The sequence below is a fragment of the Burkholderia glumae LMG 2196 = ATCC 33617 genome (assembly GCF_000960995.1).
Lineage (GTDB): Bacteria > Pseudomonadota > Gammaproteobacteria > Burkholderiales > Burkholderiaceae > Burkholderia > Burkholderia glumae.
The window spans coordinates 2,526,149-2,541,752 of the sequence record NZ_CP009435.1 but is presented as its reverse complement, the minus strand read 5'-3'; the positions used below and the strand labels follow the sequence as shown (position 1 = coordinate 2,541,752).

At 66.9% G+C, this 15,604-nt stretch carries 11 protein-coding genes and 2 tRNA genes; 5 read left to right on the top strand and 8 right to left on the bottom strand.

Going from position 1 to position 15,604, the window contains the following annotated elements:
- Positions 1-75 precede the first annotated feature (75 nt).
- Both KS03_RS24010 and KS03_RS24005 read right to left on the bottom strand, forming a co-directional pair.
- Positions 76-2,019 (bottom strand): SurA N-terminal domain-containing protein, encoded by a 1,944-nt coding sequence (locus KS03_RS24010; protein ID WP_015875400.1) that lies wholly within the window; start codon positions 2,017-2,019, stop codon positions 76-78.
- A gap of 405 nt (positions 2,020-2,424) precedes the next feature.
- Positions 2,425-2,501, bottom strand: a tRNA-Asp gene (locus tag KS03_RS24005).
- 720 nt (positions 2,502-3,221) lie between these two features.
- On the opposite strand from KS03_RS24005, the gene KS03_RS24000 reads away from it, so the two are divergent.
- Entirely contained in the window at positions 3,222-4,421 is a 1,200-nt protein-coding gene (locus KS03_RS24000) for an aminotransferase class V-fold PLP-dependent enzyme (protein ID WP_015875399.1), read from the top strand.
- Positions 4,422-4,569: 148 nt separating this feature from the next.
- Positions 4,570-5,241, top strand: coding sequence for an alpha/beta hydrolase (locus KS03_RS23995; RefSeq protein WP_015875398.1), 672 nt, complete (start codon positions 4,570-4,572; stop codon positions 5,239-5,241).
- Between the two features lie 154 nt (positions 5,242-5,395).
- Here KS03_RS23995 and KS03_RS23990 read toward each other — a convergent pair.
- From KS03_RS23990 to tig, 6 genes are all read right to left on the bottom strand, one after another.
- Positions 5,396-5,471 (bottom strand) — tRNA-Val (locus KS03_RS23990).
- Positions 5,472-5,540: 69 nt separating this feature from the next.
- Positions 5,541-5,813 (bottom strand): HU family DNA-binding protein, encoded by a 273-nt coding sequence (locus KS03_RS23985; protein WP_015875397.1) that lies wholly within the window; start codon positions 5,811-5,813, stop codon positions 5,541-5,543.
- 210 nt (positions 5,814-6,023) lie between these two features.
- A complete protein-coding gene (gene lon, locus KS03_RS23980; RefSeq protein WP_015875396.1) occupies positions 6,024-8,441 on the bottom strand; it encodes an endopeptidase La in 2,418 nt (805 codons plus the stop codon).
- A 198-nt stretch (positions 8,442-8,639) separates the two neighbouring features.
- Positions 8,640-9,911 (bottom strand): ATP-dependent Clp protease ATP-binding subunit ClpX, encoded by a 1,272-nt coding sequence (gene clpX / locus KS03_RS23975; RefSeq protein WP_015875395.1) that lies wholly within the window; start codon positions 9,909-9,911, stop codon positions 8,640-8,642.
- Between the two features lie 155 nt (positions 9,912-10,066).
- Positions 10,067-10,720, bottom strand: a complete 654-nt coding sequence (gene clpP / locus KS03_RS23970) for an ATP-dependent Clp endopeptidase proteolytic subunit ClpP (protein ID WP_015875394.1) — start codon at positions 10,718-10,720, stop codon at positions 10,067-10,069.
- Positions 10,721-10,862: 142 nt separating this feature from the next.
- Positions 10,863-12,209, bottom strand: a complete 1,347-nt coding sequence (tig, locus tag KS03_RS23965; RefSeq protein ID WP_015875393.1) for a trigger factor — start codon at positions 12,207-12,209, stop codon at positions 10,863-10,865.
- A 450-nt stretch (positions 12,210-12,659) separates the two neighbouring features.
- Between tig and KS03_RS23960 the strand changes: the two genes are divergently transcribed.
- From KS03_RS23960 to KS03_RS23950, 3 genes are all read left to right on the top strand, one after another.
- Positions 12,660-13,814 (top strand): glycerate kinase, encoded by a 1,155-nt coding sequence (locus KS03_RS23960; RefSeq protein WP_015875392.1) that lies wholly within the window; start codon positions 12,660-12,662, stop codon positions 13,812-13,814.
- 54 nt (positions 13,815-13,868) lie between these two features.
- Positions 13,869-14,318, top strand: coding sequence for a MarR family winged helix-turn-helix transcriptional regulator (locus tag KS03_RS23955; RefSeq protein ID WP_015875391.1), 450 nt, complete (start codon positions 13,869-13,871; stop codon positions 14,316-14,318).
- A gap of 885 nt (positions 14,319-15,203) precedes the next feature.
- Positions 15,204-15,563: a BON domain-containing protein gene (locus tag KS03_RS23950; protein WP_015875390.1), complete on the top strand. Its 360-nt coding sequence runs from the start codon at positions 15,204-15,206 to the stop codon at positions 15,561-15,563.
- Positions 15,564-15,604 lie beyond the last annotated feature (41 nt).

Here is a 15,604-nt window from a genome sequence, read left to right as displayed (position 1 = left end):
CAAAACAGCCCCGCCCGATATCGGGCGGGGCTGCCGTGGTCGTGAAGGGCGCCACGCCGGCGCGTGGCGGACCGATCAGTTGTCGTCGCCGTTGCGGCTGCCGTCGGCCACCGAGCCGTACAGCTTGACCTTCGCACGCGCGCGCAGCGCCTTCATGAACGCCTCGCTCTCGCTTTGCGCATAGACCTGGGCGATCTGCTGCTGAGCGGCCGCGAGCTGCTGCGGATCGGCCGGCGCCGGAGCGACGATCGCGTTCACGCGGAAGATCGCATAGCCGCCGTTCGCGCCGAGATCGACGCCGACATAAGCCGGCAGCGACTTCGGATCGACCTTGTAGATCGCCGCGACCGCGTCCGGCGGCAAACCGAGCGTCTGCGTGCGCGAGATCTTCTCGGCCGGCAGGAAGCCGGTGGTGGCCTTCGACTTCTGCAGCGCCGCGAGCCTCGCCATGCCGTCCTGCTTGGCGAGCTTCGCGCTCTCGTCGGCGATGAGCTTCTGGCGCACCGCGTCCTTGATCGCGTCGAGCGGCGGCACCGCCGCCGGCTTGTCGCTCATCACGTGCGCGGCGATCAGCGTGTTGTTGCCGACATCGATCGCCTGCGTGTTGTTGCCGTTCTTCACCGAGTCGGGCGCGAACACGGCGGCCAGGAACTTCGCGTTGTTGAGCGGACTGTCGGGCGGCAGCGCCGGGTTCGGCTGCGGCGTGACGGTGGCCGTTTGCAGCGTCAGCTTGTATTTGTCGGCGGTCGGCTGCAGGCTCTTGGCCTTCTCGTAGACGCTCGAGCTGAAGCCTTCCGAGTTGTCCGAGAACGCCTTGGCCGCGTACTGCTGCTTCAGTTCGGCCGCGATCGACTCCTTGACCTCGTCGAACGGCTTGACGATGGCAGGCTTCACGTCGGTCGCCTTCAGGATGTGAAAGCCGAGATCCGATTCGACCACCTTGCTGATCTCGCCCGGCTTCAAGGCGAAGGCCGCGTCGTCGAACGCCGCGCCGCCCGCCGTCGAGCCGCGCGTGATGTAGCCCAGGTCGCCGCCCTTGGCCGCCGACGGCGCGTCCTGCGAGTTCTTCTCGGCGATCTGCGCGAACTGGTCCGGATGCGCCTTCACGTCGGCCAGCAGCCGATCGGCCTTCGCCCTCGCGGCGGCCTTGTCGGCCGCGCTCGCGCCGCGCGCGGCCGCGATGAAGATGTGGCTCACGCGCACCTGCGCCTCGGTGCGGTAGCGCGCGGTGTTGTCGTCGTAGTACTTGCGGATGTCCGCCTCGGTCGGCGGCGTGGCCGACGCGGCGGCGGTGGCCGGCGTGAACACCAGGTACTGGATGGTGGCCGTCTCGGGCGTCGCGAAGGCCTGCTTGTGGGCATCGTAGTAGGCCGAGATCTGCGCGTCGGTCGGCTGCACCTTGGCCGCGTAGTCGGCCGGCTTCAGCACCAGCGCCTGGATTTCGCGCTGCTGCTGCGCGAGATCGGTGAGGCTCCGTGCCACGCTTTTGGGCGTAAACGCGCTGTCGATCAGGTTGCTCGGCAGTTGCTGCTGCGTGAGCTGGTAGCGGATGCTTTCCTGATACTGGTCCGGCGTCATGCCCTGCATCGCGAGCAGCTGCGTGTAGCGCTCCGCGTCGATCGAGCCGTCCGGCTTGCGCATCGCGGCGACGATCGGATTGCTGAGCAGCGCCTCCCGTACTGCGGCATCGGAGGCCGTCAGGTGCAGGCGGCGCACCTCGTCGGCCAGCGCGCGCTGTTCGATCATGCCGTCGAGCAGTTGCTGGCGACGCTCCGGCGTGTCGATCACCTTGGCGTCGTAGCGGGCGCCGAGCGCCTGGCGCGCCTGGTCGATCTGCTGGCGGTAGGCGCTGTCGAATTCGGCGCGCGTGATCTTGCGCCCATCGACCGAGGCCACGTTCGCGCTGTCGTCGAAGAAGTCGCGGAAACCCTGAACCCCCACGAACGCGAGCCCCGGCAGCACGATCAGGAGCAGGAGGAACATCATCAAGCGCTGGTGATTGCGGAAGAAATCGAGCATGCGGAGCGAACGTGGCTGGACAAAACGGCTGATATTACCTCAGCGGAGCGGAAAATTGGCGAAACGGGCCGCGACGGAGGCGCCGCCGGGTTCCGATGCGCAGTGGCGGGAGCCGAAGAGGCGGCCGGGCATCGCGCCAACCCCATCACGCGACGGCCGGCGCCTTGATGGCGCAGGCGCGATGACTGCGCGACCGGCGCCGCCCGGGAACAAAAAAATACCCGCTTGGCGCGGGTATTTTTTCAAAATCTGGCGGAGCGGACGGGACTCGCCCACGTTCCGCCGGCCGCGGTGGCGCAAGCATGCGCCACCCTTCGATTCCCGCCGGAAGCCGCGCAGGCGGCTTCCTCCGCACCGCCCGGGAACAAAAAAATACCCGCTTGGCGCGGGTATTTTTTCAAAATCTGGCGGAGCGGACGGGACTCGAACCCGCGACCCCCGGCGTGACAGGCCGGTATTCTAACCGACTGAACTACCGCTCCCTGGTCGGCACTACAAGTGCTGCGTCGCGGCCGAAACCGCAACGGAGCGAGATTGTGCCCTGAATACCGCCGCCGCGCAACCATCCGGGTCGCGACGAGAAACGACGCGATTCCGACCTCCCCCTGCGTACCATCGCCCGCCCGAGCCCCGCGCTCCCCGCGCACGACGACAAACACATGCCGTCACGCATGCGCATCGCGCGCAGCCGCCACGCACGACCGCCGCACTGCGGGCCGGGACCGGGCCGGCAGCGGCCACTGCGGCGCGGCAGGCACGGCAAAGGCGATTGCCGGCGAGGCGGAACCTCGCTATGGTCGACACTTTCCGCTCGCCTCGAGACGCGCGCATGCCCCGCCCCTTGCCGCCCCTGCTGTCACTGCGCGTTCGAAGCCGCCGCACGGCGGCTGTGCTTCAGCCTGGTCGCCAAGGCAATGTTCGTCGCGCAAGGCACCGTCAGCCACCCGCCCCGGAAGCTCGAGGCGGAACCCGGCATGGCGTGGTTCGACCGGCGCGCGCGATCCGCGGCAGGCGGCCGGCCAGCTCGCGCGCCGCGCCGGCCTGCCGGCCGGTCCCGGGCGGCTCGGCGAAGCGCGCTTTGCCGACCAGGGCCTCGGGACGGCTCGACGCGCCGCCCGCCAGGCCACCGCGACCGCGGTGGCCGCCATCGCGCTCGCCACGCCCGCCCTACTCGAACCGAACGCCCCCCACAAGGAGCCTCCATGCCCCCCGCCCTGTCCCGCGCCACCATCGACGCGCTGCGCGCCGCCACGCCGGGCATCGCCCATACCACCCACTTCAACCACGGCGGAGCCTCACTGCCGTCGGCCCGCACGCTCGAGGCCGTGCAGACGCAGCTCGCGCGCGAAGCCACGCTGGGGCCGATGGAAGCCGGCGCGGCCGGCGTCGAACAGAGCGAGCGCGCGCGCGGGCTCGCCGCCCGCCTGCTCAATGCGCGGCCCGGCGAAATCGCGCTGACCACCAGCAGCACGCACGGCTGGGGCCTCGCGTTCGACGCGCTGGGCCCGTGGCGGTCCGGCGACCGGATTCTCGTCGCGCGACAGGAATGGGGCAGCAACGTCGCCACGCTGCGCCTCGCGGCGCAGCGCGACGGCGTGTCGATCGAGACGATTCCCTGCGACGCGACGGGCGCGGCCGACCCCGAGGCGCTGGCCGCGCTGATCGACGAGCGCGTGCGGCTGATCGTGCTGACCTGGATGCCGGCCAACGGCGGGCTGATCAATCCGGCCGCCGCGATCGGACGCATCGCGCGCCGCCACGGGATTCCGTATTTCGTCGACGCGGCGCAGGCGGTCGGCCAGTTGCCGATCGACGTCGCCGAAGTGGGCGCCGACGTGCTGGTCGGTACCGGCCGCAAGGCGCTGCGCGGGCCGCGCGGCACCGGCCTGCTCTACATCCGGCAGGATTTCCTGCCGCGCCTCACGCCGTCGTTCGTCGACGTCTGGTCCGCGCCGTTCGACGCCGACGGCTATCCGGTGCTGCGCCGCGACGCCGCGCGCTTCGAGACCGGCGACACCGCCTACGCACTGCGCTGCGGCCTCGCGAACGCGCTCGACGAAGCGCTGGCGCTGGGCATCGAGGTGATCCGCGCACGCATCGACGCCGTCGCCACCATGCTGCGCGAGCGGCTGGCGGCACTGCCCGGCGTGAAGGTGCTGGACCTCGGCGGCGAGCGCTCCGGGCTGGTGGCGTTCGACGTGGCCGGCATCGAACCGGCCGAGGTCCGGCGCCGGCTCGCGGCCAGGCAGATTTCGATCGCCAGCAACGGGCTCGACTACACGCCGCTCGACATGGAGGCGCGCGGCCTGCGCGAAGTCGCGCGCGCCTCGGTCAGCTATCTGACCACTGAAGAAGAGATCACCACGCTGCTGGCGGGACTCGACGCGATCCGGCGCGAGTGATGCGTTGGCGCCGCGCGGCATCGACATCGAAGGCAGCGATGACGGCGGCAACGGCGCGCTTCACGATAGTGCCGCGCCGGTGTTAGCGTTAGGCTCTCGCGCGGTGCCGGCCGGCGGCACCGCCCTCTCTTTACGCCACGGAACGACCATGCGCCCCCTCGACACCCTCGAAGTCGAAACCTCCGCCGATCCCCGCTACGCGGTCATCCTCATGCATGGCCTCGGCGCCGATGCCAACGACTTCGTGCCGCTGATCCCAGAGCTGCATCTGGCCGACGCGCCCGGCGTGCGCTTCGTGTTGCCGAACGCGCCCGAGATGGCCGTCACCGCCAATAACGGCTACGTGATGCGCGCCTGGTACGACATCCTGTCGTTCAACGGCGGCCTCAGCCGCGAAGTCGACGAAGCGGGCATCGAGGCCTCGCGCGACGCCATCCGTGCGCTGATCGAGGCGCAGAACCAGCGCGGCATCCCGACGTCGCGGATTTTCCTGGCCGGCTTCTCGCAAGGTGGCGCGATGACGTGGACCGCGGGCCTCACGCACCCTGACGCGCTCGCCGGACTGATCGTGCTGTCAGGCTATCTGCCCTCGCCGGCACTGGTCGCACGTGATTTCCAGGCGGCCAACCGCGACACGCCGATCTTCGCCGCGCACGGCAGCTTCGACGACGTGCTGCCGCCGCGGCTCGGCGAGGCGGCCCGCGATTTCGCGCTCGATCGGGGATGCAAGGTGGATTGGCAGGTCTATCCGATGCCGCACTCGACCTGCCTGGAAGAAGTCGTCGCGCTGCGCGCGTGGCTGCTCAAGCGACTCGTCTGAAGCGGCAGCGACGAGGTGCGTCGCCGAGGCACCGGCCAGCACGCCACTCGGGCAGCGAACATGAAAAAACCCGCAGGGCCACCGGCCATGCGGGTTTCGAGATGTGGTTCAGGCGGCTTCGGAGCCGAACTCCGGGCGCCCTGCGAAGCGGAAATGGTGGGTGCTGAGAGGCTCGAACTCCCGACCTACGCCTTGTAAGGGCGCCGCTCTACCAACTGAGCTAAGCACCCGCTTCGCTTGCCGCGTGCCTGATGCGCCGCCGCGTCCATCGGCGCGACAATCATCAAGCAGCAAGCCCATCAGTTTAAGGCATCTTTCAGTGCTTTACCAGCCCTGAATTTCGCGACGCGTGCTGCCTCGATGCGAATCGTTTCGCCGGTTTGCGGATTGCGCCCATTGCGCGCGATCCTCTCACCGACCTCGAACGTGCCGAAGCCGGCCAGCGTCACGCTGCCGCCGCTTTCGAGCGCCTGCATGACACCGCCGATCAGTGCGTCGAGCGCACGTCCCGCCGATGCTTTCGATAAATCCGCTTCGCGCGCGATGTGGTCGATCAAATCCGTCTTGTTCATCTGCCGTCCCCTTCCGTGAGTGATTCAGTCTCAGGACAGCCGCCCCGTGCCGGCCGTCGCCCGGGTTCACGCCGGGTCGATTATTAAATGAAGCCGAAACGATCGTGTCAAGTGATACGAATGAGGCAACGCAATGCTCGCCCAAATCCTACGCCGACAAATAAAAAACCCGCGGACCTGCCGCGGGTTGGGTGCCGAAAAGGGTTCGGATCAGTGCTTGACGACTTCCGTCGAGGCGTCCTTGGCGGCTTCGGCAACCGGCGCCGCAGCCTTGGCTTCCTCTTCCGGCAACACGTCGGGCACGCGTTCGAGCGCCAGCTCCAGAACCTTGTCGATCCAGCGGACCGGCACGATCTCGATCGCGTTCTTCACGTTGTCCGGAATGTCGGCGAGATCCTTCACGTTCTCTTCCGGAATCAGCACGAGCTTGATGCCGCCGCGATGCGCCGCGAGCAGCTTCTCCTTCAGCCCGCCGATCGGCAGCACTTCGCCGCGCAGCGTGATCTCGCCCGTCATGGCGACATCGGCACGCACCGGAATGCCAGTCAGCACCGACACCAGCGCCGTCGTCATCGCGATGCCGGCGGACGGGCCGTCCTTCGGCGTCGCGCCTTCCGGCACGTGGATGTGGATGTCCTGCTTCTCGAACGCCTCGTCCTTCACACCGAGACGGCGCGAACGCGAACGCACCACCGAGCGTGCGGCCTCGACCGATTCCTTCATCACGTCGCCGAGCGAGCCGGTGCGGATCACGTTGCCCTTGCCCGGCATCACCGCGGCTTCGATGGTCAGCAGATCGCCGCCGACTTCCGTCCAGGCGAGACCCGTGACCTGGCCGACCTGATTCTCCTTCGCGGCGAGGCCGAAGTCGTACTTGCGCACGCCGAGGAAGGTGTCGAGGTTGCCCGCGTCGACCTTCACCGGGCTGGCCGCCTTCTTCAGCAGCAGCATCTTCACGACCTTGCGGCAGATCTTCGACACTTCGCGCTCTAGCGAGCGCACGCCGGCTTCCCGCGTGTAGTAGCGGATGATGTCGCGGATCGCCTCTTCGGACACGGCGATCTCGCCGTCCTTGAGCCCGTTGTTCTTCTTCTGCTTCGGCAGCAGATAACGCTGGGCGATGCTGACCTTCTCGTCCTCCGTGTAGCCGGACAGGCGGATCACTTCCATCCGGTCGAGCAGCGGCGGCGGGATGTTCAGCGAGTTCGAGGTGGCCACGAACATCACGTCGGACAAATCGAAATCGACCTCGACGTAGTGATCGGCGAACGTATGGTTCTGCTCCGGATCGAGGACTTCGAGCAGCGCAGACGAAGGATCGCCGCGGAAATCCATGCCCATCTTGTCGACTTCGTCGAGCAGGAAGAGCGGATTGCGCACGCCGACCTTGGTCAGGCTCTGCAGGATCTTGCCCGGCATCGACCCGATGTAGGTGCGGCGATGGCCGCGGATCTCGGCCTCGTCACGCACGCCGCCGAGCGCCATGCGCACGAACTTGCGGTTCGTCGCGCGCGCGATCGACTGGCCGAGCGAGGTCTTGCCGACGCCCGGGGGCCCCACGAGGCACAGGATCGGCGCCTTGACCTTGTCGACTCGCTGTTGCACCGCGAGATACTCGAGAATCCGTTCCTTGACCTTCTCGAGGCCGTAGTGGTCCTCGTCGAGCACCTGCTCGGCGTTCGACAGATCGTTGTTGACCTTGCTCTTCTTGCGCCACGGCAGACCGATCAGCGTGTCGATGTAGTTGCGCACCACGGTGGCTTCGGCCGACATCGGCGACATCAGCTTGAGCTTCTTGAGCTCGGCGTCGGCCTTCTTCTTGGCTTCCTTCGGCATGCGCGCGGCGTTGATGCGCTTCTCGAGTTCCTCGAGATCGGCGCCTTCCTCGCCCTCGCCCAGTTCCTTCTGGATCGCCTTGACCTGTTCGTTCAGATAGTACTCGCGCTGGCTCTTCTCCATCTGGCGCTTGACGCGCCCGCGGATGCGCTTTTCCACCTGCAGGATGTCGATCTCGGCCTCGAGCTGCGCGAGCAGATGCTCGAGGCGCTCGATCACGGGGAACATCTCGAGGATGTGCTGCTTCTGATCGAGCTTGAGCGGCAGGTGCGCCGCGATCGTGTCGGCCAGACGCCCGGCCTCGTCGATGCCCGACAGCGAGGTCAGGATCTCCGGCGGGATCTTCTTGTTCAGCTTCACGTACTGATCGAACTGCGACACGATGGCGCGCCGCAGCGCTTCCGTTTCGGCGCTATCGGCATGATCGGGTTCGAGCGGCAGCACTTCGCACGAGAACTGGGTTTCCTGCTCCTCGATCGACAGCGCCTGGGCACGCTGCAGGCCCTCGACCAGCACCTTCACGGTGCCGTCCGGCAGCTTCAGCATCTGCAGGATGTTGGCGATACAGCCGACCTCGTACATGTCCTTCTCGGTCGGCTCATCCTTCGCGGCGGTCTTCTGCGCCACCAGCATGATGTGCTTGCCGCCTTCCATCGCGGCCTCGAGGGCCTTGATCGATTTCGGCCGCCCCACGAAGAGCGGGATCACCATATGCGGGAAAACGACGACATCCCGCAGCGGCAGCAGCGGGAGCGTAATGCGTTCCGGCGGGAGAAGTTGGGTGCCTGACATTTTCATTTCCCCATGAGTGGAATCAATTGTTCGGTAATTGAGGCCGGCACAGTAGAATGCAAGCCTTCAGCGCGTGGGAAATATCCGGTAAAAAATTCGCCGTGAAACGGTAAGTCAGTGTTACCCACAAGACTAAACGAAAAAAGCCGCTCATGACGCCATGAACGGCTTTTTTGCTCCTTCAAACAGTCAAGCCGCTCAATTCGAACCCGCCACTTTCGGGGCGTCTTCGTAGATCAGTAGGGGCTTGCCGTCGCCGTCGATCACGTTGTCGTCGATGATGACCTTGCTCACGCCCTTGAGCGTGGGCAATTCGTACATCACGTCGAGCAACGCCTGTTCGATGATCGAACGCAGCCCGCGCGCCCCGGTCTTGCGGCGGATCGCCTTGCGGGCCACGGCCTGCAGCGCGTCCGGCCGCAGTTCGAGCTCGACGCGCTCCATCGCGAACAGCTTCTGGTACTGCTTGACGAGCGCGTTCTTCGGCTCGACCAGGATCTTCATCAGCGCGGCTTCGTCGAGCTTGCCGAGCGTGGCGACCACCGGCAGCCGGCCGATCAGTTCGGGAATCAACCCGAATTTGATCAGGTCTTCGGGCTCGACCTCGCGCAACACCTCGCCCGAATCGCGCTCCTGCTTGCTCTTCACCGTCGCGCCAAAGCCGATGCCGGTCTTCTCGGTCCGATCCGTGATGACCTTCTCGAGCCCGTCGAACGCGCCACCGCAGATGAACAGGATGTTGGTGGTATCGACCTGGATGAAATCCTGGTTGGGATGCTTGCGACCGCCCTGCGGCGGCACCGACGCCATCGTGCCCTCGACGAGCTTGAGCAGCGCCTGCTGCACGCCCTCGCCCGACACGTCGCGCGTGATCGACGGGTTATCCGACTTGCGGCTGATCTTGTCGATCTCATCGATGTAGACGATGCCGCGCTGCGCCTTCTCGACTTCGTAGTTGCAGTTCTGCAACAGCTTCTGAATGATGTTCTCGACGTCCTCGCCGACATAGCCGGCTTCCGTCAGCGTGGTCGCGTCGGCGATCACGAACGGCACGTTCAACAGGCGCGCCAGCGTCTGCGCGAGCAGCGTCTTGCCGGAGCCGGTCGGGCCGATCAGCAGGATGTTGCTCTTCGAGAGCTCGACCTCGTCCTTCTTGTCGAGATGCTTGAGACGCTTGTAGTGATTGTAGACGGCCACCGCGAGAATCTTCTTCGCGCGCTCCTGGCCGATCACGTACTGATCGAGGATCTCGCGGATCTCCTGCGGGCTCGGCAAATCCGATTTCGACAGACTGGCTTCGACCCCGGATGCGGCTGCTTCGTCGCGAATGATCTCGTTGCACAGGTCGATGCATTCATCGCAGATGAACACCGACGGGCCGGCGATGAGTTTCTTCACCTCATGCTGGCTTTTCCCGCAAAACGAGCAATACAACAGCTTTTCGCTGTTCGAACCTTTCTTGTCCGCCATGGATGTATGAGCCTCCGGACACACGAGTTACATGATACGCCGTCTGGCCGGCCGCCCATGACATCGACATGGGTATTCGCCGGCCGTGCTGGTCTAGCCGCAGATGCTCGGGGCGCGGGCGCCGCCCCAAGGGGAGCAGCGCCCCGTTTGCTTCATCACGGACGCTTTGCCGATACGTGATCGATCAGGCCATACGCCTTCGCATCGTCGCTGGACATGAAATTATCACGATCCGTGTCGCGAGCGATGCGCTCGACGTCCTGACCCGTATTCTCGGCGAGAATCTTGTTCAGACGCTCGCGGAGATAGAGGATCTCGCGCGCCTGGATCTCGATGTCCGAGGCCTGGCCGCGCGCGCCGCCGAGCGGCTGGTGGATCATCACGCGCGCATTCGGCAGCGCGTAGCGCTTGCCCTTCGCGCCCGACGACAGCAGGAACGCGCCCATGCTGGCCGCGAGGCCCATGCAGAGCGTCGACACGTCCGGCTTGATGAACTGCATCGTGTCGTAGATCGCGAGGCCCGCCGAGACCGATCCGCCCGGGCTGTTGATGTAGAGGCTGATGTCCTTGTCGGGATTCTCGCTCTCGAGAAACAGCAACTGGGCCACCACGAGATTCGCGGTCTGGTCGTTCACTTCGCCGACCATGAACACGATCCGCTCCTTCAGCAGGCGCGAGTAGATGTCGTAGGAACGCTCGCCGCGGCCGCTCGTCTCGACGACGATCGGCACCAGTCCGAGCGCCTTCGTTTCGAAATCCTGCGGTGCATGGGAAGCCAGCGTGTCCAGCAATTCAGCGCGATTGATCATGCAATGAGCCTTGTCCGAAATGAATGTTGAACGGAGGAAGCGCCGCCGGCGCGAATCCGCCGGCATGCCGGCCTTCGGACACCGACGCAAAAACGGCGTGCGGGCCGTCGCTCCGACAGCCGGCACGCCGCTGAAACGACGCTTAGGCCTGCGCCGATGCGCTTGCCAGTGCCTCGAAGCTCACTTCCTTGTCCGTCACCTTCGCCTTGCCGAGCACGAAGTCGACGACGTTGCTCTCGACGACGAACGCTTCCATTTCGGCCAGGCGCTGCTGGTTCGAATAATACCAGCGGACCACTTCCTTCGGGTCTTCGTAGCTCTTCGCGAACTCGTCGACTTCGGCACGGATCTGCTCGGGCTTCGCTTCGAGGCCGTTGGCCTTCACCAGCTCGGCGATCACGAGGCCCAGCTTGACGCGGCGCTCGGCCTGCTCCTTGAACATCTCGACCGGGATCGGCGCGGTGGCCGCGTTCGGCACGCCGCGTTGCACGAGGTCCTGGCGCGCCATCTCGACGAGGCGCTCCTGATCCTGCGCGACGAGCGCGTTCGGCACGTCGAGTTCGGAAATCTTCAGGACCGCGTCCATCACCTGGTTCTTCACCAGCGACTGAGTGCGGCGCTTCGCTTCACGCTCGAGGTTTTCCTTGATCTCGGCGCGCATCTTGGCCAGATCGCCGTCCTCGATGCCGAGCGTCTTCGCGAACTCCGCGTCGATTTCCGGCAGATGCGGCCATTCGACCTTCTTCATCGTGACCGTGAACTTCGCGGTCTTGCCGGCCACATCCTTGCCGTGATAGTCCTCGGGGAAGGTCAGATCGAATTCGCGCGACTCGCCGACCTTCAGGCCCAGCGCGGCCTGCTCGAACTCCGGCAGCATCCGGCCTTCGCCGAGCACGAACGGGAAGTCCTCGGCCGTGCCGCCCTGGAACGCGACGTCGTCGATCTTGCCGACGAAGTCCACCGTCACGCGGTCGCCTTGCTGGGCGGCCTGCTCCGCGCCGCCGTCGCCGTGCTCGCCGCCTTCGCCGCGCACGTGGTAGTGCACGCGCTGCTTGCGCAGGATGTCGAGCGTGCGGTCGATCTCGGCATCGCCAATGGTGGTGGTCGAGCGCTCGACTTCCGCCGTGGCCAGATCACCGATCTTGACCTCCGGGTAAACCTCGAACGTCGCGTCGAAGGCGTAGGCATCGGCGGCCGCATCCTGCTTCGGCGCGAAGCTCGGCTGGCCCGCCACGCGCAGGTTTTCCGCGCGGCTGACTTCGAAGAATTCCTGGCCGATCTTGTCGCTCAGCACTTCTGCCTCGACCTGGCCCGCGTATTGTTGCGCGACCATCTTGAGCGGCACCTTGCCCGGGCGGAAACCCGGCATGCGCACGTTCTTCGCGAGTTTCTGAATACGGGCGTCGATCTCCTTCTGCACGACTTCCTTCGGCAGGGAAATCGTCACACGGCGTTCGAGCTTGCCGAGGTTTTCAACAACGTTAGCCATGGCTTCAATCGTCCTAAAATTATTCGAGCGAATCGGTTTTCCTTGCCGTGCCTGCCTCATGACGCTGCTGCGTCGCGCGCCGCGGTTCCATACGTTCGGCGCGAACGCCGCCGGATGCCCAGCGCCGCGCCTGCGGCCTGAAAAGCACGGCTTTGGCCGGAAGAATCGGCTATTCTAGCAAACTATTGTCGTCACACCGCCAGATCGCGCGGCATCGTCCGACGGCCCGCGGCCGCAGCCCCCGCCCCGCGTCGAACCCGACGCCCATCCTCCTCGTGACGCCGCAGCGGTGCCCGCAGCGCGCGCCGCAATCCCCGTCATAGCGGCTTGCCTATTCGCCGTGCGCCACCGCGCTGTTAAGCTCACGCGTGCCCCGCCGTCCGGCCCGTGCTGTCTGCGCGCGTGCCAGGGCTTGCGCCATCAAGCCACCCGATATCCAACGGAGACACCATGCAGCCCTTCCCGTCCGCGCCCGTCGTCGTCGTCGCGCCCGATTCGTTCAAGGGATCGTTGTCCGCGCAGCAGGTGGCCGAGGCGATCGCGGCCGGCATCATGCGTGCGCGGCCCGACGCGATCGTGCGCGCCTGCCCGATGGCCGACGGTGGCGAAGGCACGCTCGATGCGATGCTCGCGCATGGCGGCACGCGCCGCACGCTGCGCGTGGCGGGCGCGGCACTCGCGCCGCGCGAGGCCGCGGCCGGGCGGCTCGACGCGCGCTGCGCGATCCTCGAGACCGCCGAGATCGTCGGCATCACCGACCCGGTCGGCATGGCGGTGCCGGTCGAGGCACGCAGCACGCGCGGCCTGGGCGAGGCGATCCGGCAGTTGCTCGACGAGGGTGTGCGCACGGTGTTCGTCGCGCTCGGCGGCAGCAGCACCAACGACGCGGGCGCAGGCATGCTGGCTGCGCTCGGCCTGCGCGCGCTCGACATCGACGGCCGCCCGTTCGAGCCGGTGCCGGCCAGGTTCGGCGAGATCGCGCGCCTCGACGCGTCGGGGCTCGATGCGCGGTTGGCCGACACGCAGTTCATCGCGATGTCCGACGTCGACAATCCGCTGACGGGCGAGCACGGCGCCACCGCGATCTTCGGTCCGCAGAAGGGCGTGCGGTCCGAGCAGGTCGCAACGCTCGACGCCGCGCTCGGGCGCTATGCCGACCTGGCCGAGGCGGCGCTCGGCCGCCAGCTGCGCGATCAGCCCGGCGCAGGCGCGGCTGGCGGCCTCGGCTTCGCGCTGCACCTGCTGGGCGCGCGCTTCGAGCCGGGCGCAGAAGTGGTGGCGCGCCAGATCGGCCTCGACGCCGCGCTCGACGGCGCGCACTGGCTGATCACGGGCGAGGGCCGCTCGGACCGCCAGACCCTGCACGGCAAGGCGCCGTTCATCGCGTGCCGGCACGCGGCCGCCGCAGGCGTGCCGGCGAGCCTGCTGTCGGGGGCCGTCGACGCCGCCGCGCTGCCCCAATTATCAGAACATTTTGACGGCTGCTTTTCGCCGGCGCCGGGACCGATTACGCTCGAAGCCGCAATCCGCGACGCCGCGCGGCTGCTCGCCAACGAGGCCGAGCAACTGGCCCGGCTGCGCTTCGGCCGTTTATCGCCCCGTTGACCGCGCGCGGCGATACGGGAACAATCGGGCCGCCGCCCTACTTCAGGAACCGCCATGAAAGGCAGCCAAGCCGGACTCGAACAGTTTCTGACCCATCGCCTGCATACCATGAACAAGCTCACCGACCGCGCGCTCGGCGAGCTTTACCGCGACAAGCTCGGCATCACGCTGCCCGAGGCGCGCGTGATCAACGCAGTCGGCGCGTTCGGGCCGTTCTCGATCATGGAACTCGCGCGCCGCACGCAGCTCGACAAGAGCCAGGCGAGCCGCGCCGCGGAGGCGCTGATCCATCAGGGTCTGCTGTCGCGGGCCGCCAGCGAGGAGGACGGCCGCATGGTGGTGGTCGCGCTGACGCGCGACGGCGCCGCGCTGAACCGCAAGATCATGACGCTCGCGCGACGCTGGAACGGCGATCTGGCCGAACGGCTCAGCGACAACGAACGCGCGGCGCTGGAACGCGCGCTCGACAAGCTGATCGCTTACACGCGCGAGCGGATCGAATAAGCGCGCACAAGCGCGCGCGCGGACCTGCCAGCGGGCCGCTCGCATCGGCGAACCGCGCGTCGCGTCCGGTGTGCCATATGCCGCCCGCCGCGCACTGCGCGCGCCGTCCGTGCGATCCGTGCGGCCGCGCGCTCCGGCGACGACGCGCACGATGCCGCTCGCCCGCTCCGGTTTGCGGCGCCTCGTGCCGCCGGCCGGCCGCGATAACGGCGCACCGGCCGCCGCCCTTTCGCGCCGGCGGCTGCCGGAATCGAACGCACTGGCCGCGCACCCCGATCGCTGCGTTCGCATCGTCCCCCCTCGGCATCGTCCCCCCCTCGACCTCCGGCCGCCCGGCGGCCGCGCGAGCGAGTCGCTCGACCGCCCAGCTCGCCTCGGGTCCGCGTGCCTGGATCGCGCCGTCCTCGAGCAGTGCCGGGATGCCGAAACCGTTGCGCATGCAACTTGACGGAACGCTCGCGCGGCTTACCCGCTTTCCCAGGCTGGACGCGCGCTTCCGGCGTTTCGAAAGTCGTATCGCGGTGTGTGAAAAGTAACAAAACGTGACCACCGGCGACCAGCGCAAACGCACTAGAAAGCCCCATGCATTTGAGCCTGTCGGCGCGCACGCCGAATCCGTAATCTGAATGAACTGCGACTCCCGATGAAAGGAGACAGGTCATGAGACTGCATCAAACGCCCGATCCGGCGCCGATCGAGCCGAGGCCGCCGCCGGGCGATCCGCTGCCCGGCCAGGATCTACCAGGCACGCCGCAACCGGACATACCGGTTCCGCCGCCAGGCCTGCCGCCCGTGACGCCCATCCCGGACCCGCCTCGCGCCTGATGCGCCGCAGTCCATCCATCGAGTCATTGACGACACCATTTGATTACGGAGAACGACACCATGAACAAGACGAACAAGATCGCCCTGAAGTCGCTGCTGGCCGCGAGTGCCGCCCTGATGCTCGGTGCGGCGGTGGTGCCCGCCGCCTACGCCCAGGCGTCGGCCGCCGGTGACAGCGGTGCCGCGATGAAGTCGGACCAGCCGGTATCCGATACGTGGATCACGACCAAGGTGAAGGCCGAACTCGCCACCACCAAGGGCGTGAAGAGCACCGAGATCGACGTGAAGACGGTGGACGGCGTGGTGACGCTGACCGGCGTGCTGCCGTCGAAGACGGCGGTCCACAAGGCGGTGGCGGTGACCAAGTCGATCAAGGGCGTCAAGCAGGTTGACGACTCGGGCCTGAAGGCCAAGGGCTAAGCGCCAATCCGTCTCACGGCGACTTATATCCGGCGGCGCGG

What these genes read in the sequence shown, in the direction of transcription:
- clpX (WP_015875395.1), bottom strand. Translation starts at nt 9,911, where the DNA reads ATGGCGGACAAGAAAGGTTCGAACAGCGAAAAGCTGTTGTATTGCTCG.
- KS03_RS23960 (WP_015875392.1), top strand. Translation starts at nt 12,660, where the DNA reads ATGCAGCCCTTCCCGTCCGCGCCCGTCGTCGTCGTCGCGCCCGATTCG.
- KS03_RS24010 (WP_015875400.1), bottom strand. Translation starts at nt 2,019, where the DNA reads ATGCTCGATTTCTTCCGCAATCACCAGCGCTTGATGATGTTCCTCCTG.
- KS03_RS23955 (WP_015875391.1), top strand. Translation starts at nt 13,869, where the DNA reads ATGAAAGGCAGCCAAGCCGGACTCGAACAGTTTCTGACCCATCGCCTG.
- KS03_RS23950 (WP_015875390.1), top strand. Translation starts at nt 15,204, where the DNA reads ATGAACAAGACGAACAAGATCGCCCTGAAGTCGCTGCTGGCCGCGAGT.
- tig (WP_015875393.1), bottom strand. Translation starts at nt 12,209, where the DNA reads ATGGCTAACGTTGTTGAAAACCTCGGCAAGCTCGAACGCCGTGTGACG.
- KS03_RS24000 (WP_015875399.1), top strand. Translation starts at nt 3,222, where the DNA reads ATGCCCCCCGCCCTGTCCCGCGCCACCATCGACGCGCTGCGCGCCGCC.
- KS03_RS23995 (WP_015875398.1), top strand. Translation starts at nt 4,570, where the DNA reads ATGCGCCCCCTCGACACCCTCGAAGTCGAAACCTCCGCCGATCCCCGC.
- KS03_RS23985 (WP_015875397.1), bottom strand. Translation starts at nt 5,813, where the DNA reads ATGAACAAGACGGATTTGATCGACCACATCGCGCGCGAAGCGGATTTA.
- clpP (WP_015875394.1), bottom strand. Translation starts at nt 10,720, where the DNA reads ATGATCAATCGCGCTGAATTGCTGGACACGCTGGCTTCCCATGCACCG.
- lon (WP_015875396.1), bottom strand. Translation starts at nt 8,441, where the DNA reads ATGTCAGGCACCCAACTTCTCCCGCCGGAACGCATTACGCTCCCGCTG.